Origin of the sequence: Synechococcus sp. MIT S9504 (assembly GCF_047497135.1) — a bacterium.
Taxonomy (GTDB): domain Bacteria; phylum Cyanobacteriota; class Cyanobacteriia; order PCC-6307; family Cyanobiaceae; genus Synechococcus_C.
In genome coordinates this window covers 1,218,726-1,244,759 of the sequence record NZ_CP138942.1, presented here as the reverse complement: position 1 = coordinate 1,244,759, position 26,034 = coordinate 1,218,726, and the positions used below count along the sequence as shown (strand labels likewise).

Genomic DNA, 26,034 nt, shown 5'->3' with positions numbered 1-26,034 from the left:
AGGCCCATCACTTTTAGTGTTGCCATCCCGAGCTCACTCCCATGGCCATCTCTGATCGTCTTCGATCAATGTCCGTCATTGACGTCGCCGCCGCGGTTGTTGCCCTGGTGGCTATCGGGGGTGTTTTGTGGAGTCCGAAGCTCAGCAACACGGTCGCCAGGGCTACCGGGGCGGTCAAACCAGTGGAAGTCACTGTGGATGTCCGCAACACCAGTGCTGCCGACCCGGATCAACTGATCGCGGAAGCTCTCAAATCCGGTCGTACCTCCCTCGTGATCCGCAACCAGCCCGCTGGGAGTGTGCAACTGATCAGGGTCGACGACATCAGGCGCCAGCTCGCTTCCGTTCTTCCTGATGGCAGCGTTGTGATGGCCGATGACCCGAACAGGACGATCCAGGGCATGCTCGATGCCCGCTTTGTTCTTCAGGGTGACGCCACAGTCACCTCGTCTGGTGTTGTGATGGCAGGCACAAAGCTAAAAGTTGGAATTCCTGTAGAACTTGAAGGCCGTTTCTATCGGGTGAACGGAATTGTCAGTGGAGTTTCCGTCCAATGAGAACAATGCTCCTGACCTCTGGACTTCTCCTGACACCCCTGGCCATGCCGGTGGCCGCCAATCAGGCAGTTCCACTGATCATCCCGCCGCCGCCGACCGAGCAGCCACTGCCGCAGCTGCAGCAGGCTCGTTCGTGTCCGGAACTTGAAAAGGCACTCAGAACCAATGTCGGCAGCGAAGCGAGAGTGTGGTCTGTCACCGTTCTCAACAGCGATGGAGATGTTCTGGGCAACGTGAACGGTGCCGTCCCAAGGATTCCTGCATCCAATCAAAAGCTGATCAGCACCGCCTACGCCCTCGATCGCCTCGGCCCGGATTTTCGTTTGAAAACCCGTCTGATCCAGAGGCCAGATGGCTCATTGGAATTGAACGGTCAGGGAGATCCTGATCTCGGGATTGCAGGTCTTCAGCGATTCGTTCTTGCCGCGCTTCGTCAAGGCGGTGCCAGAGGCAATGCCGTCTCGGATGTGAAGCTGATGGTGCGGGAAGAACCTCGCAGCAACTGGTGGCCCAGCGATTGGCACCCTGCTGATCGTGGTTATGCCTATGGGGCGCCGATCACGCGTTTGGCGCTCACCAGCAATGCCGTTGGCGGTGCTGTGAGTGATCCGTACTCGCGACTGCAAAGACTGTTTCAACAGGAAGCGATTCGTCGCGGTGGAACGGTGCAGATCCAGAGGGGCCAACCGCTTGCTGAAAACATTTCAGCTGTGCAGCAGGACACGGTGGTGTTGCACGAGGAGAACTCCGCTCCCATGCACGCGTTGCTCAGCCTTGCCAACACGGAGAGCCACAATTTCACCGCAGAGGTTCTGATGCGACAGGCTTCAGGCCTCTGGGACGTCAGGGCGGCCTCCCGTGCAACAGAGCGCTGGATGTATGAGCAGGGTCTGCCAATTCAGGGGTTGCGCGTGGCTGATGGCAGTGGACTCTCGCGAAACAATCGCGTCACGAGCAACACTATCGCCGCTCTGCTGATGCGCATGGATCAGCATCCATTCTCGGCGTATTACCAGTCCTCCATGGCCATTGCGGGCCGCAGAGGCACTCTGCGCAATCTTTATCGCGGAACAACTCTTGACGGACGTTTTCGAGGTAAGACAGGAACCATCAGCGGAGTGCGCAGCATTTCCGGTTATCTGCAGACCGTTGATGGTCCCAGGTACGTGAGCATGATTTCCAATGGATCTGGACGCCCCAACACGGTGATGGGGCAAATCCTTAGATCCGTTCAGAGATTCAGCCCATGCCCCTCATCTGTCGCACCCGCGAGGCAGCCCGACGTGCTCGGCTAATCGGGACGGTCTTGCCATCCTTCGCCTCAGCCTCGGGTGATTCCTGCCGTCCTGTCTGGATCTTCACCAGTTCCTGACGTCCGGCCAGGACAACCTGTGCCATCTCTTTGAGTCTCTGTTCGAGCTCACCGAGCGTTTGTTCGGCATAACGGTTTGCCCCGTCCTGAACATTCGCGGCTTCCTGACGGCTGCGCTGAATCAACGATTCACACTGTTGCTGAGTCTGCTGCCTGAACTGCAACGCATCCTGATGCAGTCGCTCTGCTTCAGTCTGAGCTTCCTTCTGCAGACGCAGTCCTTCAACCCGAATCTGCTCGAGTTCCTGGAGTGACTGCTGCCGGTTGCGCTCATGCTGTTCGGAGAGCTGCCGCTTGAGTTCGTTGGCCTCCTGATCGAGCTGTTGGCGACGTTGCAGCGACTCCTGCTCAAGCTGCTGGCGACGGGAGGCGAACTGCTGCTCGAGCTGCGCGTGCTTTGACTGCATGTCCTGCTCCATCTGGGCGGACTGCTGGCGAGCACCCTGAAGCATCTGCTCGCACTGCTGACGAACCTGTTCACGCATCTCGCTGACCTGACGCTCCGCTTCCTGACGGATGGATGCCTGGGCAAGAAGCTGTTCGCGCTGTTGCTGGGCTTTGCTGACGATGTCGTCGGCCTGAGTGCGCGCTGTGGAGATGAACTCATCACGTTTCTGGAGCAGCTGATCGGCCTGCTCGACCTGGGCGGGCATGGCTTCGCGGACTGCGTCTAGCAGCTCAACAGCATCCTGCTCATTGACGAGCCTTCCGCCACTGAAGGGAATGCGACTTCCCTCCAGCACGATCTCCTCGAGCTGGTCGAGCTGGTCGAGTACGGAGAACCGGATCTCGCTCATCGCTGAGGTTGGTGGAAAGCCGAATTAAAGAACCTCATGAGGTCCTCCGCCACCACCGGAGGGACCATATGGTCAACAGATCCGCCAAAACGGGCGACTTCCTTCACCACGGAACTGCTGAGAAAGCTGTAGTGAGCAGACGTGCTGAGGAAAACCGTCTCAAAATCCGGATCCAGTGACCGATTTGTGTGGGCGATTTGCAGCTCGTATTCGAAGTCGCTCATCGCACGCAGACCACGCAGGATCAGTTGTGTGTTGTTGGATCTGGCGCATTCAACGGTGAGACCATCAAAACTGATCACACTCACATTGCTGAGATGACCTGTTGAATGACGGATCTGATGAAGTCGCTCATCCAGCGAGAAGGCGGGAGACTTTCCTGGGTTTTGAAGCACCGCAACAATCAGTTCCTCCACCAACGATGATCCGCGTTCGATCAGGTCAAGATGCCCGAGTGTCAGAGGGTCGAAGCTGCCTGGATAGAGGGCCTTCATCGCGACAACCTCCGCGGGTGCTGGCCGGATCCTATGCACAACTGCATCCCTAGATTCTCGGCATGCCCACCTTGCTCGAGCAACCGGATCGCCTGGAACGTCGGCTGAAGGAAATCCCGACCGAACCCGGTTGTTACCTGATGCGAGACGCGGAGGATCGTCTGCTTTATGTGGGCAAGTCCAAGAGTCTGCGCAGCCGGGTACGCAGCTATTTCCGCAGCCGCCACGATCTGAGCCCGCGCATCCGCTTGATGGTGCGTCAGATCTGTGAGATTGAGTTCATCGTGACCGACAGCGAGGCGGAGGCCCTCGCGCTCGAATCCAATCTGATCAAGAACCAGCAGCCGCACTTCAATGTGCTGCTCAAGGATGACAAGAAATATCCCTACCTCTGCATCACATGGAGTGAGGCCTACCCGAGAATTTTCATCACCAGGCGTCGCCGCTTTCGAAGTCCTTTGGATCGCTTCTACGGTCCCTATGTCGATGTGGGTCTGTTGAGAAGGACGTTGTTCCTTGTGAAGCGGGTGTTCCCACTCAGGCAGCGTCCTAGGCCACTGCATCAGGACCGCACCTGTCTGAACTACAACATCGGACGTTGTCCTGGGGTCTGCCAGGAGCAGATCAGTTCAGAGGATTATCACCGCACGCTGCGCAAAGTGGCGATGGTGTTTCAGGGGCGAAGTGATGAGCTTCAGAAACTCCTCCATCAACAGATGGAACGTTACGCCGAACGTCTGGACTTCGAAGCAGCTGCGAAAGTGCGTGATCAGCTCAAAGGACTCGATCAGCTCACTGCAGATCAGAAGATGAGCTTGCCCGATGCCTCCGTCAGCCGTGATGTGATTGCCATGGCTGCCGATGAACGGCTGGCCGCTGTTCAGCTGTTTCAAATGCGGGCTGGCAAGCTCGTCGGTCGACTTGGATATATGGCTGACGCCTCCAATCAGAATCCCGGTCAGATCCTTCAGCGGGTGATTGAGGAGCATTACAGCCAGGTGGATGCAGTTGAGATTCCACCTGAGTTGCTGGTTCAGCATCCACTTCTCCAACAGCCTCTGCTTGAGGAGTGGCTGACGGAACAGCGCGAACGCAAGGTTCAGATTCACTGCCCGAAGCAGCGTCAGAAAGCAGATCTGATCGAACTGGTTCAGCGCAATGCCGACTATGAGCTCCAACGGGCGAAACAGGGTCAGGAGCAGCAGGCTCTCGCCACCGAGGATCTGGCTCAGCTTCTGGAGCTGCCCTCGCCGCCTCGACGGATCGAGGGTTATGACATCAGTCACATTCAGGGCAGTGATGCGGTTGCATCCCAGGTGGTCTTCATTGATGGCTTACCCGCCAAGCAGCACTATCGCAAGTACAAGATTCGCAGCAGCAGCATCAGGTCCGGGCACAGCGATGACTTCATGGCCATGGCTGAAATCATGCGGCGACGCTTCCGCCGCTGGGCTCGTGCCAAGGCTGAAGGCGTTGATGTTGGAGCTCTGCGTCACAGGGGGGGAAGTGCACTGCAAACCGATGGTCTCAACGACTGGCCAGATGTGGTGATGATTGATGGCGGCAAAGGTCAGCTTTCTGCAGTGATGGAAGCTCTCAGAGAGCTGGACCTCCAAGAGGATCTCAACGTCTGCTCCCTGGCCAAACAGAGAGAAGAAATCTTTCTGCCGGGTGAAAGTCATCCGCTCGAGAGTGAACCGGATCAGCTCGGAGTGGCTCTGTTGCGTCGCCTTCGCGATGAAGCTCACCGCTTCGCCGTGAGCTTTCATCGCCAGCAACGGGGTGAGCGGATGAAACGCTCCCGTCTGTCTGATATCCCCGGCGTGGGTCCAAAACGGGTGAAGGATCTGCTGGCCCATTTCCATTCCATTGACGCCATCCAGCTGGCATCGGTGCAGACCCTCGCTCAGGCGCCAGGTGTCGGTCCGGCACTGGCCCGAGATATCCATCGCTTTTTCCACCCTGATCAGGATGCAGAGCAGGATGGGCAGATTCAAGACCCGGGATCCTCGACGCCATGATCCGTGCTTTCACACTGGCAGCGCTGGGGATGTTTCTTATGGTCGGTTTGATCTCTCCTCTTGCGGTCATTGCCTCACCAGGACTCTGTACGGGGCCGGTCTGCGCCGATGACATCACACGCAGTGCCAAGAATCACTGGCAGCTCGTGCTCAAACTCAATGACCAGCTGGGTCACAGAGAAAAGGTCGTGATGAACTGCAGGGCAGGCCAGCTCAGTCCCATGTCAGGTCCGGTGGACAGGGCCTATGCCACATCCATCGGACGACGTGCATGTCGTCTGGCCGGGGAGGGTTGAGGTTGGATCTCACCGTCATTTATCCGCATCAGCTGTTTGCCGACCATCCCAGCCTGCAGCCAGGCAGGCCGGTGGCTCTGATTGAGGATCCGCTCTTCTTCGGCACGGATCCGCGCTGGCCGATGCAGGTGCATCGTCAGCGGCTGTTGCTGCACCGATGTTCCCTATCCGTCTACGCGGAAGGACTGCGGGGACGCGGCTTCACAGTTCTAGAACGACGCCATCACCAGGCGCCAGACACGCATGGACATCTCCAGGCTCTGTTCGCCATCGGTTACAGGCACTTCCATCTGGCGGATCCTGTTGACGATGTGCTGAGCAAACGACTGCGTCGATTTGCAGAGCTGAACGGCTGCAACATCGAGATCAGCTCAACTCCGATGTTGCTGACGCCGGATGCGGTGATCAACGAGCACTTCGCCGCCGGACGCAAGCCGCTCATGGCCAAGTTCTATGAGATGCAGCGCAAACGTCTGAATGTTCTTCTCGAGACCGACGGCGGTCCCGTCGGTGGTCGTTGGAGTTTTGATGCCGACAACCGCAAAAAGCTGCCGAAAGGAATCGCTGTTCCTCAGGAACCGAAAGCCAGCTCCGCTGCTGTCGTGGATCGGTCGCGTCAGCAGCTGGAACAGGAAAATCTGCCGCTGATCGGCCAGTGGGATTTGTTCGCTTATCCGCTGGACCATCAGTCCGCGGATGCCTGGCTGCAGGACTTTCTCAGCCAGCGATTACGAGATTTCGGCGCCTATGAGGATGCCATCAGCACTCAGCATCGGGTGATGTGGCACAGCGTGCTCACCCCAATGCTCAACATCGGTCTGTTGACACCGCAGCAGGTTCTTGATCGCACCCTTGAAAGGGCCGCCGAGGGTGATGTGCCGCTGAATTCCCTAGAAGGTTTCATCCGCCAGATCATCGGCTGGCGTGAGTTCATGGCGGCGATGTACAAGCGCCACGGGGTTGAGATGCGCACCGGCAACTTCTGGGCGTTCGTTGACAGGCCCATCCCAGAAGCCTTCTATCGGGGCACGACCGGTCTGCCTCCTATCGATGACGCCATTCAGCATGCTCTGGACACCGGTTATTGCCATCACATCGAGCGACTGATGCTTCTGGGCAATGTGATGCTGCTTTGCGGTTTTCATCCCAATCGTGTTTACCGATGGTTCATGGAGCTGTTTGTGGACGCCTATGACTGGGTGATGGTCCCGAATGTGTACGGCATGAGTCAGTTTGCTGACGGAGGGCTGTTCTCGACCAAGCCCTATCTCTCCGGCTCGAATTACGTGCGCAAGATGTCGGATTACCGCAAAGGAGAGTGGTGCGAGATCTGGGATGGACTTTTCTGGAGTTTCATCAAGACACACGAGGACTTCTTCCGTGGCCAGTTCCGGCTGGCGATGATGGCTCGCAACCTGGACCGTATGGATCCGGAGGTTTTGGTGTCTCATCAACGCCGGGCTGAGGCATTCCTTGACTCGATGACCTGAACCCTGCCTATGGTCAATTCATACCGTCCCTTGTGATGTCGCTTCCTCCTGAGGCCTATCTCTGGTTCAAAACACTGCACATCGTTGGTGTGGTGGTTTGGTTTGCAGGCCTCTTCTATCTGGTGAGGTTGTTCATCTATCACGTGGAAGCTGAAGAGCTGGAGCCCGAACTGCGCGTGCCGTTCCAGCAGCAATACAGCTTGATGGAGAAGCGCCTCGCCAACATCATCACGACACCGGGGATGGTGGTCGCGGTGTCGATGGCGATCTGTTTGTTGATTGCTCAGCCGGCTTGGCTTCAGCAGGGCTGGATGCACGCCAAGCTGGCCTTCGTGGCTGCTCTGCTGGCTTATCACGCCTTTTGCTACCGAGTGATGGCTCAGTTGCAGGCCGGAACCTTCACCTGGAATGGCAAACAGTTGAGGGCTCTGAATGAGCTGCCGACGCTGCTGCTGGTGATCGTGGTGATGCTGGTGGTGTTCAAGACCCAGTTCCCCACCAGTGCAGCCACCTGGTTCATCGTTGCGCTGGTGGTGTTCATGGCGGGCTCGATTCAGTTTTATGCCCGCTGGCGCCGGCTTCGTGCAGAGGCCGCTGCTAGCGATGCTGCTGCCCATGAAGCTGCTGTCCATGAGGCTGCTGCGCATGAAGCTTCAGCGATCAATGCTGCTGGCAGTGCTGCTGGAAACGAAGCAGCCTCCACAAAGGCATCCCATGCCGGCTGATCACCATCCTTTGAGGGCCGTGCTGGAGACAGTTGGACCGGACAGCTGTCCAGGTCAGTTCAATTTTCACTGCCATACCCTCTGCAGTGACGGGAGTCTCGAACCTCTTGCTCTGATCCGGCAGGCGTCCGCCAAGGGACTGACCCAACTGTCTGTTACGGATCACCATTCCAGTGCGTCCTTCCAACCGATGCAGGACTGGCTCAAGCAGCGGCGTGATCTCGGAGAGACGGTCCCCACGCTCTGGAGTGGCATGGAAATCAGTTCAATCCTGCGTGGTTGCCTTGTCCACGTGCTTGCCCTCGGTTTCGAACCCGCCCACAGGGCACTCGCTGTTTACAACCACGGTGATGCCGCAGTGGGTGAAGCTCTCAGAGCTGAGAGCGTCTGTGAGGCGATTCATGAGGCAGGAGGGCTGGCGATTCTTGCTCATCCAGGCCGTTACAGAGTCGGCTTCGCTGATTTGATTGATGCCGCTGCAGAACTTGGATTTGATGGAGGTGAAGCCTGGTACGACTACGACATGCAACCCCGTTGGAGCTGGTCTCCCGTGGTCTGCGAAGCCATTGATCGCCGCTTGAAGAACCTTGGCCTTTTGCGTACGTGTGGAACAGACAGTCACGGCTTGGACCTAGAAGGTCGCTAAGTTCGACAAACTTCGCTGTCTGCGGGTATGGGCCTTTTCGATCGTCTGCTTAATTCCGGCTCGGATCAAAACGAGCCTCCAAAGGGTCCCAAGGCCAAGAAGCCGAAACAGGAGGCTTTTTTCCTTGACAGCGACAGCGCCTCATCGTTTGGCGATCGCAACTACATGCGCGAGTCCAAGACCATCCGCCACACGTTTCCAGGAACCCTTGACAGTCCTGGCATGAAAGAGATGGTCACTGAGGTGGACGCCACGGATCTGAAAGTCGATCGACGCAGTGAGGGCCTTGGTGATCAGGTCGTCAAAAAAGAAACGGTCAGCGTCAATACGGGTGTCCCCAAGGCGGTGAAGAAAACCTTTGCCGAAACGATGTCGCAATCGGAACTCGACGAGCGGCTCAAGGGGAACGCTTTGAAGCAGGCAGGGGTGAACGCTCTCGCTGCTCCAGATGCTGCTCCCCTCGCCCGCAAACAGGAGCTCAAACCCAAGGAAGAACCGAAGCCTTCCCCTTCCTCTTCAAGCGCTCAGAAGAGCAACAAACCCGGTTCAATCGACCCATTCCTGTCAATGGTGCGCGATCTCAACAAATGAATCGTCGTCTCAGGCGCAGAAGTTGCCTGCCTCAACCGCTCGCTCAGAGTCGAGCAACACGCGTCTGATGGCTTCGAGCAGCGCGGGATCGGCGTCTTTCCACAGACCCCTTGTCGCTGCCTCCAAGCAACGTTCGGCCATGTCTCTCATGACCCATGGATTCCGTTTCAGCAGGAAGTCTCTGACATCCGGATCAAGCAGCCAGCTTTCAGCGATTCGGCTGTAACACCAATCGGGCACAGCACCGGTGGTGGCGTCATAGGCAAACAGGTAATCGAGGCTTGCACCCATCTCGAAGGCGCCCTTGTATCCGTGCTGCATCATTCCCTCAATCCAGCGAGGGTTGAGCAGTCGGCTGCGGACCACCTTGTCGATCTCCCGATCCAGACGATGAATCCTCAGCCGTTCGCTTCGGGAATGATCAGCAAAGAACAGTTTCGGATCTTTGCCGCTGACCCGGTTCACTGCAGCGGCCAGGCCCCCCTGGAACTGGTAGTAGTCATCGGAATCGAGCAGGTCGTGTTCTCTGTTGTCCTGGTTGTGCAGCACAACCTGAACGTTCCGGAGAGCCTGTTCCAGCCCTTCCCGGTCTGAATGGGCTGTCGCTTCAGCGTCGTAGCGCCAGGAACTCCATGCCAGGTACGCCTCTCCGAGCTGATCACGCCGTTCCCACTGACCTGAGTCCATCAAGGCCTGAAGTCCAGCACCGTAGGAGCCCGGTGCGGATCCGAACAGACGGGCCTGAGGCCCCTGGCGGCGTGTCAATGCTGCCAGGGGATTGTCTCTGTCGGTTTCCTCCAGACCAGCCACCATCGACAGCGCACGATCGGCCCAGGCAAGCAGTTGGGGAAAAGCATCCCGGAACAATCCCGACATGCGCAGGGTGACATCCACACGCGGTCGCTCCAGCACAGTCAAGGGGATGAGCTCGAGGTCCACCATGCGCCGTGTCGGGCCATCCCAGATGGGCCGCACGCCGAGCAGGGCAAACATCTGCGCGATGTCTTCGCCTCCATTGCGCATGGTGGCTGTCCCCCAGACAGACAAGGCCAGGTTTCGCAGGGGTTCCCCTTCCTCGAGTTCGTAGAGATCCAGCAGCTGTTCCGCACTGCGGCGTCCCAGATCCCAGGCCGCTTCTGTCGGCAGACCACGAAGATCCACGGAATAGAAGTTGCGTCCCGTCGGCAGAACGTCATCCCGTCCACGGGTTGGTGCACCGGAGGGTCCGCTGGCAATGCGACGGCCGCCAGCGGCCGCCAGCACGGCCTGATGTTCATGACTGGCCGATTGCTTCAACCTGGGCCAGAGATCAGTCTTGATGAACTGGAGTGGACCAGGCAAGGTTTCTGAGCTCAGCAGTTGCTGAAAACAGTGGTTCAGTGGTTTCGCCTGGTCATGCTGATCTGATTTTTCGCCGTCGATCAGCTGCAGCAGAAGCTGTTCGGCCTGAGTCTCGATCCACTCCACCGCATCACTGAGTCGCCGAGGCTGATGGCAGCCATGGCGTTCCAGGATCTGCCGATCCTGATCGGACAGCAAAGCTCCGTCCTCGTCCTTCCAGGGATCGCATTCCAGGCCGACACTGCGGCTCATCCACTGGGTGAGTCCAGGACGATCGGACGCCGGGGAGCGGGCGATCGCCAGCAACAACTCAGCCAGTTGAGTTGGTTGTGGATGCTCCCCCAGGCGATGCAGGCCTGTTCTGATCTGCGCTTCCTTGAGTTCACACAGGTAGGTCTCAACCTGCTCGAGCAGGTCACCGATCTCTGCTGATGAGCTCTGGTTCGCCAGGATCCTTTCAACCGAAGGCCAGTTCAGATCGATCAGCTGTTGGATCAGCTGTTGTTGGATTTGATCGCATCGGGAGGCGCCGAGTTGCCTCGCTTCGATGTATTCATCCAGAAGTGATTCCAGGGACAGCATCGGTCCATGCAGACCAGCCCTGCCGAGGGGAGGGGTGAGGTGGTCCAGGATCACCGCATGACCACGACGCTTGGCCTGCGACCCCTCGCCTGGATCGTTGACGATGAAGGGATAGAGATGGGGGATGGCACCGAGCGCGAGCGCAGGCGCACAGCTCGGACTGAGGCCCACTGACTTCCCCGGCAGCCATTCCGCACTGCCGTGCTTGCCCACATGCAGCATTAGTTGACAGTGGTGGATTTCCCGCAGCCAGAGGTACTGCGCCAGATAGCGATGGGGAGGGGGAAGATCCGGAGAATGCAGATCACTGAGCTGATCGGCGTCATAGCCACGACTGGGCTGCACCAGAACAACCACACGTCCGAATCGCAGTCCGTGGATTGGGAAGCCGTGAGGCTCAAGATCGACCGCTGTCTCAGGTTCACCCCAGCGTTGCAGGATCGGCGACCTGGCGGCTTCAGGCAGCGATGTCCACCAGCGCTGGTAGTGAGAAAGCGGCAGGTAGGTGAGAGGTGGCCTGGTGTGACTTTCCGGATCGTTGGTTCGACCGTTGAGAACCTGTTGGATCAGGAAATCAGGATCCTCAGGGAGAAGCTGCTCACCCAGGTCGAATCCGTCCTTGCGAAGCCAGTGCAGGATGTTGAGACAGCTGGCAGGCGTGTCGAGACCGACGCCATTGGCCAGGCGGCCGTTCCTGAGCGGATAATTCGCCAAGACCAGTGCCAGTGAACGGTTTTCGGCTTTCGAGCAACGTAGTTCGACCCAGGCCCTGGCGTGTTCGGCAATCCAGTTCAGACCAGCGCCATCAGGCTGCAATCGTTTGACGGCCGTGCACAATCGCTCATCCGCGTGGTCCACTTCGCGGAAGGCGCCAATGCGCGTTGTGATTCGACCATCCAGTTCAGGCAGAACAACCTGAAGTGATAGATCAATCGGATCAAGACCCTGAAAGGACTTCTGCCAACGGTCACGGGAACGTCCGGAGCTCAGCATCTGCAGAACAGGACGATCCAGTTCATCCCAGAGAGGCGCACCAAGACCTGCTTCCGAGAACTGAACAGACGCAAATGATGTGGAGGTGATCACCAACTCCACCGACTGCTGCCGGAACAGGTCCTTCACAGCCCTCTGTACGGCCGGATCACGCAGGCTGCTCACCCAGAGTGCTTTGGGGGCCAGTCCCCGCGCTCGAAGGGCGTCGAGCAGAACATCGCACCAGTGAACATCCGCTGATTGGCGATGGGCGCGATAGAGAAGCACGCCGACTGTCGGCCCCTCTTCATGCCGCCAGTCGTAGGGGTCGGGATCGGGGCTGGCCGTCAGCGTCAGTGAGGGTGGATCCGTGGCAGATGCCGCGCCTGCTGCCCTGGCGAGAATCCATTGCAGTCCGTCGAGCCAACGCTGCAGGTTGTCTGCTCCTCCTTCTCGCAACAGCAGCGCCATGGCATCACAGAAGGGCTCAGGCTGGCTGCTGAGTGGATGCAGTTCACGGTCCTGTTCGGGAGTGCCGGCCAAAACAAGCAGCTGCCGCCCCGGCTGTTGTGAACCCCATGAGCAGCACTGCTCAAGGCCGTAGGACCAGTGACCGCGACCACCGAGCAATCTGATCACGATCAGCTGTGTCTCGCCCGTGCAGACGGCCAGGTAATGATCGATCTGGGCTGGATGGTCGAGGGCATCGAGCGGCAGTGCACGGATCTTGTTCTGCCAGAACACTTGCTTCGGCCTGTCCAGAACTCTTGCTAGGGCGGAAATGTCCGAGCTGGCGCTGGTGAGAAACATCACCGGCGCAGAGGGTTGCTCCACGTAGGAGATCGGCCCATCGATGTCGGCCCCTGGCAGGCTGCTTAGGCGGTGCATCTCCCCATTCTCCAGAGGACAAGACGATCTGGAACTGACGGGTGAGAAGATCTGGTCAACGGACCCTCAGCGATGCATCAGTTCCTTCCCTACGCCTGGTTTCAGGGACGCTGCGTTCCTTTCGAGGAAGCCAAGGTGTCGGTGGCGACGCATGCATTGCATTACGGCACTGGAGCCTTCGGTGGGATGCGGGCCATTCCTGATCCCGTCAAACCGGGAGGAATGCTCCTGTTCCGTGCCGACCGACACGCCCGTCGGCTGTCTCAGAGCGCCCATCTGTTGATGGCTGAGCTCGCTGAAGAGACCGTGATGGAAGCTCTCACAGCGATACTTCATGCCAATAAGCCCACCACACCGATTTATCTGAGGCCATTCGTGTACACGAGTGATCTGGGCATCGCGCCAAGACTGCACAACATCGAGACCGATTTTCTGATCTATGGCCTGGAGCTGGGTGACTATCTCTCTCCGGATGGAGTGAGTTGTCGCATCAGCAGCTGGACTCGTCAGGAGGATCGCTCCTTACCGTTGCGAGGCAAAATCAGCGGCGCTTACATCACCAGCTCGCTGGCGAAGTCGGAGGCTGTCGCCAGCGGTTTTGATGAAGCCCTGCTGATGAACACCCGCGGCAAGGTGAGTGAAGCCAGCGGCATGAATCTGTTCATCGTCCGCGACGGCCAGCTGATCACCCCGGGTGTCGATCAGGACATCCTCGAGGGGATCACGCGGGCCAGTGTGATCGAACTGGCCAAGGGCATGGGCATCGAGGTGATCGAGCGGCCGGTCGACAAGACCGAGCTGTTCATCGCCGATGAAGTGTTCCTGACCGGAACAGCGGCCAAGATCAGTCCAATCCGCCAGCTGGAATCAACGATTCTCTCGCACCACAGACCGTTGATGGAAGCGCTCCGTTCCAAGCTTGTGGCGATCACCGAGGGGCGTGATGAGCAGTACGCCCACTGGGTCACCCGTATCGAACTGGAGAGCTGAGCAAGCAGCGTCCCTGTTCAGGCCATCAGCAGCGGGGCTCTGATCCCAGCATTTCTTAGGATGACCTGACCGAATCAGTGGTGATGCAGGCAGTTCAGACCAAATCCATCACTGAATCATCACGCTTCCTGAAGCGACTGCACGATCCCAGTCGTCCTGTTCTGGTGTTTGACGGTGCCACCGGCACTTCCTTGCAGCAGATGGATCTGTCTGCTGCTGATTTCGGCGGTGAAGTTTTCGAGGGCTGCAACGAAAACCTGGTGATCACCCGTCCTGACGCGGTTCAGGCCGTGCATCGCCAGTTTTTGGAGGCAGGTTGTGATGTGATCGAGACGGACACGTTCGGTGCGGCGTCCGTGGTGCTGGCGGAATACGACCTCGAGGATCAGGCTTTTGTTCTCAACAAGCGTGCAGCGCAACTGGCACGTGAGATGGCTGATGAATACAGCACCGCAGAGAAGCCGCGCTTTGTGGCTGGTTCGATGGGGCCCACCACGAAGCTCCCGACCCTTGGCCACATTGATTTCGACACGCTGCGCGCCTCCTTCCGCGATCAGGCGGCAGGTCTGATTGCCGGTGATGTGGATCTGTTCATCATCGAGACCTGTCAGGACGTGCTCCAGATCAAGGCGGCGCTGCAGGGCGTTGAGGATGCCTTCGCCGCTAGTGGGCAACGACGGCCACTGATGGTGTCCGTAACGATGGAAACCACGGGAACCATGTTGGTTGGCTCGGATATCGCAGCAGTGGTCTCGATTCTCGAACCGTTTCCGATCGATGTGCTCGGTTTGAACTGTGCCACCGGTCCTGAGCAGATGAAGGAGCACATCAAGTATCTGGCCGAGTACTCGCCGTTTGTGGTGAGCTGCATCCCCAATGCCGGACTTCCTGAGAACATCGGCGGCGTTGCCCATTACCGACTTACCCCCATTGAGCTGAAAATGCAGCTCATGCACTTCGTTGAGGATCTTGGCGTTCAGGTCATCGGTGGCTGTTGCGGCACCACACCGGCCCACATCAAAGCGCTTTCTGAAATCTCCGATGAACTGAAACCGGCCAACAGGAAGGTGAGGACGCATCACCTTGAACGACAGCAGCTGGGTTATGAACCGGCCGCAGCTTCGCTGTACGGAGCTACACCGTATTTCCAGGATAACTCCTTCCTGATCATCGGCGAGCGACTGAATGCAAGCGGATCAAGAAAGGTGCGTGAACTGCTCAATGAAGAGGATTGGGATGGTCTTGTTGGTCTTGCACGGGGGCAGGTGAAGGAGAACGCCCATGTGCTCGATGTCAATGTCGATTATGTGGGACGCGACGGTGAGAAAGATATGCATGAGCTGGTGACTCGTGTGGTCACCAATGTGAATCTGCCATTGATGCTCGATTCAACTGAGTGGCAGAAAATGGAGGCCGGACTGAAAGTTGCCGGGGGTAAGTGCATCCTCAATTCCACCAACTATGAGGATGGCGATGAGCGTTTTTTCAAGGTGCTTGAACTGGCTCGCCGTTACGGCGCAGCTGTGGTAGTCGGCACCATTGATGAGGAAGGCATGGCGCGAACGGCTGAGAAAAAAGTCGCCATTGCAAAACGTGCTTACAGAGATGCCGTTGAGTTTGGTATTCCAGCTCGAGAAATATTTTACGACCCACTCGCACTCCCCATTTCAACGGGCATCGAAGAGGACCGGCGCAATGCCATTGAAACGATCGAAGCGATTCGTCGAATTCGGAGTGAACTGCCTGGTGTTCACGTTTTGCTCGGTGTCTCGAACGTCAGCTTCGGTCTTTCACCAGCGGCCAGGATTACGCTCAATTCCGTTTTCCTTCACGACTGCTGTGAGGCGGGAATGGATGCCGCAATCGTTTCTCCGGCGAAGATTCTGCCTCTGATCAAGATTGAGGAGGATCATCAGCAGGTTTGTCGCGATCTGATCAACGATTCCCGACGATTTGACGGGGATGTCTGCATCTATGACCCACTCGCAGAGCTCACCACGCTTTTTGAGGGTGTCAGTACCAAGGATGCCCGCTCCTCAGGCCCATCTTTGGCTGATCTTCCCGTTGAGGAGCGGCTCAAGCAGCACATCATTGACGGTGAACGGATCGGTCTGGAAGAAGCGTTGAATAAGGGTCTTGAGAACTACAAACCTCTTGAGATCGTGAATACCTTTCTTCTTGATGGAATGAAGGTTGTGGGTGAACTGTTCGGCTCTGGACAGATGCAGCTTCCCTTCGTCTTGCAATCCGCTGAAACCATGAAATCAGCGGTTGCTTTCCTTGAACCGCACATGGAGAAAAGTGATAGCGAACGGTCGGCCAAGGCAAAATTCCTGATTGCCACAGTAAAGGGAGATGTTCATGACATCGGCAAGAATCTTGTTGACATCATTCTCACTAATAATGGTTATGAGGTGATCAATCTGGGCATTAAGCAAGACGTTGGTGCCATTATTGCTGCCCAAGAAAAACATCAGGCTGACTGCATCGCGATGAGTGGACTTCTTGTGAAATCCACTGCATTCATGAAAGACAATCTTTCAGCATTCAATGAAGCTGGAATCAACGTTCCTGTTGTCCTCGGGGGTGCTGCTCTGACTCCCAGGTTTGTCAACAAGGACTGCAGTGAGGTGTACAACGGCAAGGTTCTCTATGGCAGGGACGCATTTACCGATCTGCGTTTCATGGATGCTTTCGTTGATGCTCGTCAATCCGATTCCTGGGACAACGAAAAGGGATTCCTCAACGGCACCCCCGAGGGCCTGTCGCTTGGGGGTGAATCGGGTTCCAGCTCGGATCCAGGAACGACCGATGATTCGACGGCAAGCGAAACGCTGAAGCAGGCCAAGGTCGACCCGGTACCTGTCAGTTTTGATCGATCGGAAACGGTGCCTGAGGAAGCAGCTGTTCAGCCTTCGTTCCTGGGTCCGAAGGTGTTGCAGGGAGACGCTGAAATACCTCTGCCGGAGGTGATGGCCTATCTCGATCGACAGGCTCTGTTCGCTGGTCAGTGGCAGATGCGCAAGGTCAAAGGTCAGTCACGGGAGGACTATGAGGCTGATCTGCAAGCCAAGGCAGAACCCGTTCTGCAGGCCTGGCTTGAACGCGCAATCGATGAAAGCCTTCTGCACCCTGCAGTTGCCTATGGCTATTTCCCCTGCGGGCGTGAGGGCAATGATGTCGTGGTCTTTGACCAGGATGGATCACGTCAGCTTGGCCGCTTTTCACTGCCACGCCAGCGTGGCGGCAACCGCTACTGCATCGCCGACTTCTACAGGGACCTCGTTGAGGGAGGTCCCAGCGATGTTCTGCCCATGCAGGCGGTCACCATGGGAGAACAGGCGTCAGTCTTTGCTCAACAGCTGTTCGAGTCTGATTCCTACAGCGATTACCTTTTCTTCCATGGACTGGCCGTCCAGATGGCCGAAGCCCTGGCCGAATGGACCCATGCCCGTGTGAGACGTGAATGCGGATTTGCGGATCCCGAGGATATGAAGCTCAGAGATGTGTTGGCTCAGCGCTACAGGGGCAGTCGTTACTCCTTCGGCTACCCGGCTTGTCCCAACGTGGCGGATTCACGGCAACAGCTGCTGTGGCTGGGCGCTGAACGAGTCGGCCTGAGCATGGATGAAGGTGACCAGCTGCACCCGGAACAGAGCACCACTGCACTGGTGGCGTTGCACAGCAAAGCCCGCTACTTCAGTGCCTGAGCCAAATCACTGTTGCAGACTGCAGCTGTCATTCACCGCATCACCATGGATCTCAGTGGGCCCGGCGCCATCGACGAGGCGATCAATGCAGGGATCGATCTGGATGGATCTCCTCTGCCTGCTCAGATGCTGACGCTGTACAGGGAAGTGATGACGCTTGAGGGCCAGCGCAAGCGCAGTGGAGTCCGAAAATCGATGCGCAACAGGGTGGTCAGAACTGGCGCTAAACATTTCGATCAGGCAACGCTCAATCAGCGCCTGATCGATGCTGGATGGGAAGGTCTGAAGGCTAAGGAGATCAGCTTCTTCTACGGCTGACCCAAGCCGCTGATGGAGCTCTGCGGATTATTCCTGGCAGAGCTTCTCCATCGTGTCGATCACTTCCTGTTGAAATTCCTCGAGGGCACTGGATTCGCTGAGGTCGATCCCCTCCCCCGCAGCATTCTGAGACAGGTCCTGAAAGTGGAATGCTCCTTCACCATTGGCGAGGAACTCAATCGCCGAGGATTCCCCGCTCTCGCGGAAGGCGTCGCAGAGGGCGAGGAACGCTGCGTCTTCAGTGAACTCCCAATCCATCGAGGAGGCATAACTGATTGACCTTTAACGCCTCGCCCCCTGGATCCGTCAACCATCTTGTCGCGCAATGTGCCACTCCTTCGGCAGACTCCTCGTGGATTGCATGGCGTAATGAGCTCTGAAACATCGCCCCAAAACGAAGTCCAGGCTATCGATCTGAACGTTCTAGGTCAGCCTCTGGAGGTCTGCAGTTGTCAACCAATGACCGGATGGTTCAGAGATGGACACTGTCGAACAGATGTGGGGGATCTCGGACGTCACAGCGTCTGTTGCGTGATGACGGAAAGCTTTCTCAGCTACAGCAGGGCCCAGGGCAATGATCTGACCACTCCGATGCCCGAGTTTGGTTTCCCTGGTCTTCAGCCTGGAGATCACTGGTGTGTGTGTGCCCCTCGCTGGAAGGAAGCCCATGAGGATGGGATGGCTCCGCCTGTTCTCCTGGACTCCACCGAATCCAGCACTGTTGAGATCATTCCCCTGGAGATCCTGAAAAAGCATGCTCACCAGGGAATGGCCTGACCATCCCAGGCGAGAAATCGACCGGTGTCGGATGGTGTCTGCTGCATCAGGACATCCACAAGATGCCTTGCTGCCCTTTCAGGGCTGAACAGCTTCTCTTTGGGTACAAAGCTCTGAAAGGGCTTCGAAAGGGCTGTGTCTGTCGTTCCAGGGTGCAGAAGAGTCACCGTCGCCAGCGGCAGACGTCGCGCCCACTCGAGACTCAGAGAGCGCAGCATCATGTTCTGTGCTGCCTTGGCGCCGCGATAGGCGTACCAGCCGCCGCTGCGGTTATCGCCGATGCTGCCGACCCTGGCACTCAGGCTGGCGAAATGAAAGGGTGTGTCTCTGTTCAGAACAGGCTCGACTGACTTGGCAAGCAGCAGAGGTCCGGCTGCGTTGATGGCAAAAGAGTCCAGCAGAGCTGATTGTTCGGCATGTTGCAGCCGCTTTTCAGGTTGATAGGAGGGACTGTGGAGACGTCCTGTCGCATTGATCACGACCCTCAGAGGATGGGGGTCATCACTGAGTTGTTCGGTCAGTTGGCTGAGACTGTCCGGGGATTGCAGGTCAACGCTCCACTCCCGATCTGACAAGGGTTGGCGGGTCGCCAGCGTCACCAGCAGTGAGGGCTGGCGGCGTGCCAGTTCCGAACTCAATGCCCGCCCGATTCCGCCGCCTCCAACCACCAAAGCTCGTCCCTGCCAGCTTTCGGAGCAGATTTCAGGCATGATTCCATCTCCGTCTCAGCGGGTATGCGTCTCGTTCGACCACTGTTGCTGACTTTGACGGCGAGTGTGGGTCTGGCCGCAATGATTGCCTGGTCCACCAGTGCCGGGCGGTTCAACACAGCGAGCCAAGACACAGAGGCTCTTCTCAGCGCACTGTTTGATGATGAGGCTCAACTCGACAGTGAGAAGCAGCCGCTCCAAGCGGCCCAGCCAGCTGAGAAGCAAGGATTGGATCCTTCAGCCGGATCTGTCCCTGCTGTGCCAGCGCCGAGTGAGAGCGTTGATCCCCAGGTGCGCATTGCCCTGTTGAGTCAGCGCCCGTTAAGGAATGTCAGTACCCAGGATGGAGCGGATTGCAGAACGCAGGGTGGGACTCCCATTCAGCCAGGTGTTCTCAATAGGATGCTCATCCAGGCCAACACAGGTCTTTTCAGTTGCGGAAGTACCGGCGGATCGGTGCTGGTGAATGGTCGTGCCTATGAAGGAACGATTCACCTGCTCAACAGGGGAAAGGGATGGCTCGCGATCAACCAGATCAACCTCGAACGCTATGTGGCCTCCGTTGTGGGAGCTGAAATGCCCAGTCACTGGAATGGGGAAGCGCTCAAGGCCCAGGCCGTAGCCGCACGCTCCTACGGCCTCGTACACATGCTCCGACCCGCCAGCAACGACTGGAACCTCGGAGACACGACTCGCTGGCAGGCTTACGCAGGAAGAACCAGCAGCAGCTCGTCAACGATCCAGGCCACTGAAGCGACACGGGGACTGGTGTTGAGTTTCAAGGGTGGACTGGTTGAGTCGTTGTATGCCTCCACACAGGAGATCTCCGATGAAGCACATGGACATCTCGGTGCAAGCATGAGTCAGCATGGTGCTCAGGAGCTGGCTCAGCAGGGGCTTCGATTCAACGAGATCCTTGGCAGGTACTACGCCGGGGCCTCCCTGGCGAGGATCAAATCCGATGGGTGAGAAGCATTTCTGGTCGAAGGCGCTGGAGCGCTCCGAACAGGCCAGGAACTGTGGAGCCCTGATTCCCCTCGGTACTTCCACGATCGAGCTCTCAGGACCCAGGGCGGAACAGTTCGAACTGCGTCAGCTGAATGCGGCTCTTCCCAAGCACCACAGACCTGAGGGGCCCAAGCCAAATCCCTTTCTCCCATGGGATTCACAACTCGAGGTGGAGCGGATTCACAACAATCACGTTCTGATTCTCAACAAGTACCCCGTTGAGCGAGGGCATATGTTGCTGATCACTCAGGACTGGGCTTCTCAAATTCACTGGCTTCAACCTGATGACTGGCGTGCCCTGGTGCAGGTCGATAACGACAGCACCGGTCTCTGGTTCTTCAACAGCGGTCCCAGAGCCGGAGCAAGTCAGCCCCATCGTCATCTTCAGCTCTTGCCCCGTGCTCCCGGAGAGCGCATCTGTCCGCGACTGTCCTGGTTCACGGAACGTCTGCTGATGCCAGCAGTATCGACATGTGACGGGCAGATCTCCGATCCGCTGGTCGACAGCTGTGTCATCGCTGAACGTCCAATGTCGAGCAATCCAGACGACCAGGGGATCATCCTTCATGACCTTTATCGCTCCCTTGCCTGGCAATTGGGGCTCGGTGATCGTTCCACGCGACAGCCTCCTGCTGTTCCCTACAACCTGTTGCTGACGCAGTCATGGATGGCGCTGATCAAGCGCAGTCAAGACCAGGTCAGGGGGTTCAGTGTCAATGCACTGGGATTTGCTGGTTACCTGTTGGCGACACAACGATCCGACCTGGCCTGGCTTCAGAGCCATGGCGGTGAGCAGTTGCTCAGGCAGGTTGTTCCCGGTTTCAGTGGTTCCGCGGATGCAGTGAGCTGATCAGCGGTGTCTGTCTGAAGGAGTCGATCAGCTCCTCTTCAGGCAACCAATGAACAGACAGCAGTTAAGACGCAATGCAAGGGTTGCGCACCACATGCGGCTTGTAGAACCGTTGGCCAGGCGTTATGCAGCCAAAAGTGGTCAGGATCCTGACGATCTCCAACAAGTTGGATTACTGGGTTTACTCAGGGCAGCTGAACGCTTTGAAGGCCAGAGAGACATTCCATTCTCGGCATTCGCTCGTCCTCATATCAGGGGGGCGATCCTGCACTATCTACGCGACAAAGCGGCAATCATTCGACTTCCCCGAGCGGAACAGGACAGTGATCGGGACATCGGCGCAGGTTTCAATGCGGCAACGCAACGACGGCGGTTTCTGCCCTTGGAGGATGACCTGATCAGTCAGGAGCCTGATCACTGCAATGACATGGAGCGAACGGAAAATCGCCAACAGCTTGCCCAGGCGCTCCATGATTTACCTAGCAAGGAAAAATCCGCAGTCGTTGAGGTGATCCTCAAAGGGCAGAGTCTCCGAGATGTGGCCAGCAGAACCGGCGTCAGTGCCATGACCGTGCAGCGTCGCGTCAAGCGCGGACTGGCCCAGCTGCGCCAACAGCTGTCAGTTCAGCTGGAGCTGGCCTGATCCCGTTCGATCTGCTGCTCAAGAGTGCTGATGGCTGCCGTCACAGCAGCGATCTGACGCTCGAGACCATCACGCCAGAAGCGCATCATGCGCAGTTTGCGTTCCTGATGATGACGCTGCCAGTCGCCATCTGCGCAGGGTGAGCAGCCAAAAGGTGGAAACATCAGAGGGTTGTTAGCTCCCACCATCCTGGCGAGAACGGCCCGTTTATCGCGTCTCCGCAAATGCTTGGCGGTTTTTCCTCTGGCGATTAAGTTTGGAACTTGAGCCTGTTCATGGCCGCCAGTCACCAGTCGCGAGTGTCTCACCGAATCCCACTGCTGGTCCTGATTGGCGTCTCGGTTGGGACGCTCTCGACTGAGTTTGTAAGGCCCGTGCAGGCCTACGTCCCTTTGATGGCTGGTCAGCGAGCAAGGCCTCTGAACGGCAGCTTCAATAACGTTCCCGTTCTGCACTCCAATCAACCTGAGATTGTTAAAGGCCCGGGCATCCTGGTGGATACCTCACCGGGCAGTTCAATCGCTGCCGAAACCAATCAACCACTCAAGAACACCACATTCACTTTCAATGGTGAATTTGGTGTTCATATGCACCATAAATACTATCCCCAGGATTCCAGCAAGCTAGGGGGCCGCAGAGCTCGAGGACTGCTGACTGTTGCTGCCATTGCGATCAATCCCGGTTCGTCTCCTGTCACGTTGCGATTCAAAAGAGGTTCAGTAAAAAACAGTTTTGAGGCTCCTTATCATCCCAATAAGCTGATGGGGGTGAAGCCGCTGGGCCCCAGACCCTGGAACACTGGCCCTGGTGATGCGACGGCAGTCCAGATTCTTCGTGGCGAATTGGACCGCAAGCTTTCAAGAGAAGTCGTTATTCCTCCGAACAGTCGCAAAGTGATTGTGAGCAGTGTTTTGCCTGCGCGTGGAATCATGAACGGCCTACTGCGTGGCAGCAGTGATGGGCCTTTTCAGATGGCTGTGATTGCAGCAGAAGAAACTCAGGACGAACGTGCACTGATTGCTGTGCTTGATGGTGGACGACTTGCACCTGGAAGAATTTATCTCAATCGCATTCGTGAGATTCAGTCAGGCCAGGTATTCTCCCGCGTTGCAGGAGTTGCGCTTGGTGATGAGTACAAAGCCTCAATTCAGCATGATCTGTCTCAGGGTTCATTGCATGTGCCTTTGACCAGCACGCGAAAGCATCATTTCGGCACTCGTGACATTCAGGTCAATCAACTCAGCACACGAATGGTTGATTCAGCAGTCAATAACGTTGGTACATATGGAGTACGTTTTGATGTTGACCTGAATCTTGCGGGTGAGGGTGCTCATGAGCTGGTTCTCAGTCATCCTGTTGCCTCAGGTCGCTCACCATTCACGGCCTTCCGTGGGTCAATCGGCATTAAAACTGATCAGGGTTATCAAGAAGTTCATGTCGGCATGCGCTCCGGACAGAGCCTTTCGATCGCGGATCTTGATCTCAAGCGTGGAGCAAACAACCCTGTCACTGTGAGTGTTGTTTATCCAGCCGATGCCACGCCGGGTCATCTGCTCAGCGTGGTCCCAGTCACTCAGCTGGCCATGCTGCGTCAGCGAGAACAGATGCTGGAAGCTGCAAGAAAGGCGCAAGCTGAAGCGAAGACCCGCAAGGTCAAGCCAGAGGTGGCCCCGCCGGCTGTTAACACTCAACCTGCTCCGGACGCGAAGCCTGTTGCACCTGTTGCCAGGCCTGTTCTGCAGCCTGTGAGAAGAACCACACCTCCACCGCCTCCGCTGCTTGTTGCTCCGAGGGGTGGATCCAATTCCATGCCTCCTGCCATGATCATGCCGTCAAGAGTGAACAGCAGCCTCGAGCAGCGATACCGTGAGGCGATCCGTGCTCAACAGGAATGGTTGCGTCGCCTGCAGGGTCGATGATCACACCTGCTTGACGGTCAGAACGACACAGCCCTATGAGCGGCAAGCGCATCAGCCTGGAATTACCCGAGGAGCTCGTCGACCAGATTGATCAGCTTCGCAAGGACTGGAAGACCCGTTCCAGGGGGGAATGCCTTCGTCGGCTGCTCGAGGAAATCTTTCATCCCGATCTTGATCAGGATGATGCCCCTGGCGCACAGTTGGATCCGCTGGCTGACCAGTCTCCCGAGGGTTCAACGGAATCAACGGCTTCTGAAGCAGAGGAGAGATCCAAGGCTTCTCTTGTCAAAGAACCGATCCAGCAACCTCAATACGACGAGGATCGAGCCATCGTTCTGGTTGGCTCAGCCGGTGGGCTGAATACGACCAACAATGAGCAGGATCGCCCCGTCTCTCCCCAACCACCGACACGCAATGCAGCAACCGTTGGCGGTGGTATTGATCTGCCCGGATTTGTTCGCAAGCGCAGCAACGCGATTCGCGAAAGCCTGACGCCAAGCAGGCAACCGAGCACGGAAATTCCGCTTGTGCCGGTGATCAGTGATGAACAGATCAAGGATTGGTCTGAAGTTGCCCTGAACCATTGGCTCACTCTTTATGGCTCTAATCCAGGTCCAACCGTTATGGAGGCTGTGATGTTGTGGATGGCTCGTGACATCTGGCCCCATATCGATGGATCCGAGGGGCGCACATTCACTTGGAGTCAGGTCAATCACTCCATGACTGAATTCTGCAAAAGCTGGATGGTTCCTTCCCCTCGCTTCGAGCAGGTGATTGTTGCTGCCGCGGTGTTGGAGGATCCGTTTGCGAGTGCTTCAGTTCCAGATCGGATCCCAACGTTGATTCGTCGCTTTGTCAGTCGCTTCAAGCGCAGCCGCAAGGTCACCTCCTTCCAAACACTCGAGTCCACGATGACGCTGCATGGTGCACTCAAACAACTGGAATTGCCCACGCAGGCTGGCCAGTCCCTGACATTGCGTGCGATTCGCGACGCCTACAAACGCAAGGCTGTTGAAGTACATCCTGATTCGGGAGGTTCAACCGATGCCATGCGCCGCCTCAACGAGGCCTATCAGATGCTCAAAGAGCTGTATCGCCAAAAGGAGATGTCTCAGTAGTCTTGAAGGAGAATTGTTCCTGGACTCATCAATGATCTCAGTTGAGATTATTAATACGCTTTGGCCCTGATTTCTTTGATGCCAGGTTTCAGCAAGAAACTGATCAGCAGTTTCTATCAAGATCATTTTTTCCCATCGTTTTATTTGCACTCTTGCTGTGATTACTGGTTGGATCCGATGTGTCGAAGTTTTGATGATCTCCGCCAAATCAGCAGAGTTCGAATGCATGCAGTGATGTCCAGTGCGCCGTTAAGCCTGTCCAGAGAATGATCTGGTGACGCTTAAGGCCAGTTAGAGCTGGGTTTTTGGTATTTGCGTCTCTGCTATTGACACAGTGACGCAATGATTTTTGGACACGGCCAGGATGGCTTGGTCTCGCTTCATGCGACCGGACATGCTCGACGGGCAAGCTCAACCAGCCGGCTCCTGCCATCAAATGCTCAGCAGTCTCACCTGCCTTGAATGAAACCAGTTCAAGACTTGTTTTTAGTCTTATGTGCGACAAGTAAACCTTGCGCAAGCCAGGTGAGGGGCCGGCGCAAACAGCCATAAAGCAAAGTTGCGAGTCTCAATTAAGAAACAACACGAGTCCAGGCATGCTTCTTATCTGAGACAAATGTCTTGACGACTGGGGGGTCAGCAGGTTTGGGTAGGCAATGGTCCAGTCAGCGGGACAATCAGGTGCTGGTCTGCATTCCTTTGATCAGATAATCGAAGTATGGACCTGCAATTTTCTGTTGTTCTTCCGAGAGAAGAACCAGCGAGGCCTCTCTCATGCAACGCATGGCATCCACCATTCCAGGCATGGGAACACCGAGGCTGTTGTACATCTCGCGGGCACCGATCAGGCCGATCTGTTCGATCATCTCGGTGCTGCCTGCAAGAACCCCATAGGTGACCAACCTCAGATACCAGCTGTAGTCACGCAGGCACTGAGCCCGTTGCTTCTGCCCATAGGCATTTCCACCAGGGGCGACATATTCAGGTCGAAGGCCGAACAGCTGCCGAGCCGATTCATCAACAATCTTTTTTTCGCTGTCCGTGAGGATCCTGACTACCGCAAGACGTACGGCACCCTGACTGAGGTACTCGACCATCGAGCGGAGTTCACCACTGCTCGGGTAACGCAGATCGTCATCCGCCTGGAGGATCAGATCCCTTACAACGCTCATGACGGCTGGCATGCTGAGAACAGTTTAAGGGGCATGAACCCCAGCCA

At 56.9% G+C, this 26,034-nt stretch carries 23 protein-coding genes and 1 pseudogene; 17 read left to right on the top strand and 7 right to left on the bottom strand.

The annotated features are described in order from the left end of the window. Positions 1-41: 41 nt before the first annotated feature. A complete protein-coding gene (locus SIB58_RS07220; RefSeq protein ID WP_066907525.1) occupies positions 42-557 on the top strand; it encodes a DUF4330 domain-containing protein in 516 nt (171 codons plus the stop codon). Continuing rightward, on the top strand, positions 554-1,852 hold the full coding sequence (dacB, locus tag SIB58_RS07215) for a D-alanyl-D-alanine carboxypeptidase/D-alanyl-D-alanine-endopeptidase (protein ID WP_066907522.1): 1,299 nt from the start codon (positions 554-556) through the stop codon (positions 1,850-1,852). Before SIB58_RS07220 ends, dacB begins: the two co-directional genes overlap by 4 nt. Here dacB and SIB58_RS07210 read toward each other — a convergent pair. Both SIB58_RS07210 and coaD read right to left on the bottom strand, forming a co-directional pair. Further along, on the bottom strand, positions 1,797-2,726 hold the full coding sequence (locus SIB58_RS07210) for a hypothetical protein (RefSeq protein ID WP_066907519.1): 930 nt from the start codon (positions 2,724-2,726) through the stop codon (positions 1,797-1,799). The genes dacB and SIB58_RS07210 overlap by 56 nt on opposite strands. Beyond that, positions 2,723-3,220: a pantetheine-phosphate adenylyltransferase gene (coaD, locus tag SIB58_RS07205; protein ID WP_066907516.1), complete on the bottom strand. Its 498-nt coding sequence runs from the start codon at positions 3,218-3,220 to the stop codon at positions 2,723-2,725. Before coaD ends, SIB58_RS07210 begins: the two co-directional genes overlap by 4 nt. A gap of 62 nt (positions 3,221-3,282) precedes the next feature. Between coaD and uvrC the strand changes: the two genes are divergently transcribed. The 6 genes and pseudogenes from uvrC (at position 3,283) to SIB58_RS07175 (ending at position 8,989) form a co-directional block, all read left to right on the top strand. Beyond that, a complete protein-coding gene (gene uvrC / locus SIB58_RS07200; protein WP_066907513.1) occupies positions 3,283-5,241 on the top strand; it encodes an excinuclease ABC subunit UvrC in 1,959 nt (652 codons plus the stop codon). 29 nt (positions 5,242-5,270) lie between these two features. Next, entirely contained in the window at positions 5,271-5,537 is a 267-nt protein-coding gene (locus SIB58_RS07195; RefSeq protein ID WP_156486543.1) for a hypothetical protein, read from the top strand. After that, on the top strand, positions 5,513-7,027 hold the full coding sequence (locus SIB58_RS07190; RefSeq protein WP_369813427.1) for a cryptochrome/photolyase family protein: 1,515 nt from the start codon (positions 5,513-5,515) through the stop codon (positions 7,025-7,027). Before SIB58_RS07195 ends, SIB58_RS07190 begins: the two co-directional genes overlap by 25 nt. Before the next feature lie 35 nt (positions 7,028-7,062). Next, a pseudogene (gene hemJ / locus SIB58_RS07185) lies at positions 7,063-7,626 on the top strand (protoporphyrinogen oxidase HemJ); the annotation flags it as partial. Positions 7,627-7,741: 115 nt separating this feature from the next. Further along, complete coding sequence (locus SIB58_RS07180) at positions 7,742-8,398, top strand: PHP domain-containing protein (protein WP_067325580.1); 657 nt, start codon at positions 7,742-7,744, stop codon at positions 8,396-8,398. Positions 8,399-8,425: 27 nt separating this feature from the next. Next, positions 8,426-8,989 carry a hypothetical protein gene (locus tag SIB58_RS07175; RefSeq protein WP_066907503.1) on the top strand — a complete coding sequence of 188 codons (564 nt, stop codon included), beginning with the start codon at positions 8,426-8,428 and terminating at the stop codon, positions 8,987-8,989. A 9-nt stretch (positions 8,990-8,998) separates the two neighbouring features. Here the strand turns inward: SIB58_RS07175 and cobN are convergent, their stop codons facing one another. After that, entirely contained in the window at positions 8,999-12,772 is a 3,774-nt protein-coding gene (cobN, locus tag SIB58_RS07170) for a cobaltochelatase subunit CobN (RefSeq protein ID WP_066907499.1), read from the bottom strand. 72 nt (positions 12,773-12,844) lie between these two features. Between cobN and SIB58_RS07165 the strand changes: the two genes are divergently transcribed. The 3 genes from SIB58_RS07165 to SIB58_RS07155 all read left to right on the top strand — a co-directional run bounded on the left by SIB58_RS07165 (position 12,845) and on the right by SIB58_RS07155 (position 17,790). After that, complete coding sequence (locus tag SIB58_RS07165) at positions 12,845-13,762, top strand: branched-chain amino acid transaminase (RefSeq protein WP_066907496.1); 918 nt, start codon at positions 12,845-12,847, stop codon at positions 13,760-13,762. An 83-nt stretch (positions 13,763-13,845) separates the two neighbouring features. Continuing rightward, on the top strand, positions 13,846-17,472 hold the full coding sequence (gene metH / locus SIB58_RS07160) for a methionine synthase (RefSeq protein ID WP_067325583.1): 3,627 nt from the start codon (positions 13,846-13,848) through the stop codon (positions 17,470-17,472). A gap of 45 nt (positions 17,473-17,517) precedes the next feature. Then, entirely contained in the window at positions 17,518-17,790 is a 273-nt protein-coding gene (locus tag SIB58_RS07155; protein ID WP_066907766.1) for a DUF4090 family protein, read from the top strand. Positions 17,791-17,817: 27 nt separating this feature from the next. On the opposite strand, the gene SIB58_RS07150 is transcribed toward SIB58_RS07155, so the two are convergent. After that, complete coding sequence (locus tag SIB58_RS07150; protein WP_066907493.1) at positions 17,818-18,048, bottom strand: hypothetical protein; 231 nt, start codon at positions 18,046-18,048, stop codon at positions 17,818-17,820. A gap of 111 nt (positions 18,049-18,159) precedes the next feature. On the opposite strand from SIB58_RS07150, the gene SIB58_RS07145 reads away from it, so the two are divergent. Next, on the top strand, positions 18,160-18,567 hold the full coding sequence (locus tag SIB58_RS07145) for a DUF2237 family protein (protein WP_066907490.1): 408 nt from the start codon (positions 18,160-18,162) through the stop codon (positions 18,565-18,567). Here SIB58_RS07145 and SIB58_RS07140 read toward each other — a convergent pair. Beyond that, positions 18,549-19,277, bottom strand: a complete 729-nt coding sequence (locus tag SIB58_RS07140; RefSeq protein WP_066907487.1) for an SDR family NAD(P)-dependent oxidoreductase — start codon at positions 19,275-19,277, stop codon at positions 18,549-18,551. The two genes, SIB58_RS07145 and SIB58_RS07140, sit on opposite strands and share 19 nt — an antisense overlap. Before the next feature lie 24 nt (positions 19,278-19,301). Between SIB58_RS07140 and SIB58_RS07135 the strand changes: the two genes are divergently transcribed. The 3 genes from SIB58_RS07135 to SIB58_RS07125 are packed head-to-tail and all read left to right on the top strand — an operon-like array spanning position 19,302 to position 21,778. Next, positions 19,302-20,246: a SpoIID/LytB domain-containing protein gene (locus SIB58_RS07135; protein WP_066907484.1), complete on the top strand. Its 945-nt coding sequence runs from the start codon at positions 19,302-19,304 to the stop codon at positions 20,244-20,246. Then, entirely contained in the window at positions 20,239-21,135 is an 897-nt protein-coding gene (locus SIB58_RS07130) for an ATP adenylyltransferase (protein WP_066907481.1), read from the top strand. Before SIB58_RS07135 ends, SIB58_RS07130 begins: the two co-directional genes overlap by 8 nt. A gap of 49 nt (positions 21,136-21,184) precedes the next feature. Next, on the top strand, positions 21,185-21,778 hold the full coding sequence (locus SIB58_RS07125) for a sigma-70 family RNA polymerase sigma factor (protein ID WP_067325494.1): 594 nt from the start codon (positions 21,185-21,187) through the stop codon (positions 21,776-21,778). Here the strand turns inward: SIB58_RS07125 and SIB58_RS07120 are convergent. After that, positions 21,760-21,942 (bottom strand): hypothetical protein, encoded by a 183-nt coding sequence (locus SIB58_RS07120; protein ID WP_066907764.1) that lies wholly within the window; start codon positions 21,940-21,942, stop codon positions 21,760-21,762. The genes SIB58_RS07125 and SIB58_RS07120 overlap by 19 nt on opposite strands. Before the next feature lie 111 nt (positions 21,943-22,053). Here SIB58_RS07120 and SIB58_RS07115 point away from each other — a divergent pair, with 111 nt between their 5' ends. Together SIB58_RS07115 and SIB58_RS07110 are read left to right on the top strand one after the other, a co-directional pair. Continuing rightward, positions 22,054-23,697 (top strand): DUF3370 family protein, encoded by a 1,644-nt coding sequence (locus SIB58_RS07115; RefSeq protein WP_066907475.1) that lies wholly within the window; start codon positions 22,054-22,056, stop codon positions 23,695-23,697. 35 nt (positions 23,698-23,732) lie between these two features. Then, positions 23,733-24,815: a ribbon-helix-helix protein, CopG family gene (locus SIB58_RS07110; RefSeq protein ID WP_066907472.1), complete on the top strand. Its 1,083-nt coding sequence runs from the start codon at positions 23,733-23,735 to the stop codon at positions 24,813-24,815. Between the two features lie 677 nt (positions 24,816-25,492). Here SIB58_RS07110 and SIB58_RS07105 read toward each other — a convergent pair. Further along, a complete protein-coding gene (locus SIB58_RS07105) occupies positions 25,493-25,987 on the bottom strand; it encodes an allophycocyanin subunit alpha-B (RefSeq protein ID WP_066907466.1) in 495 nt (164 codons plus the stop codon). Positions 25,988-26,034: the final 47 nt, after the last annotated feature.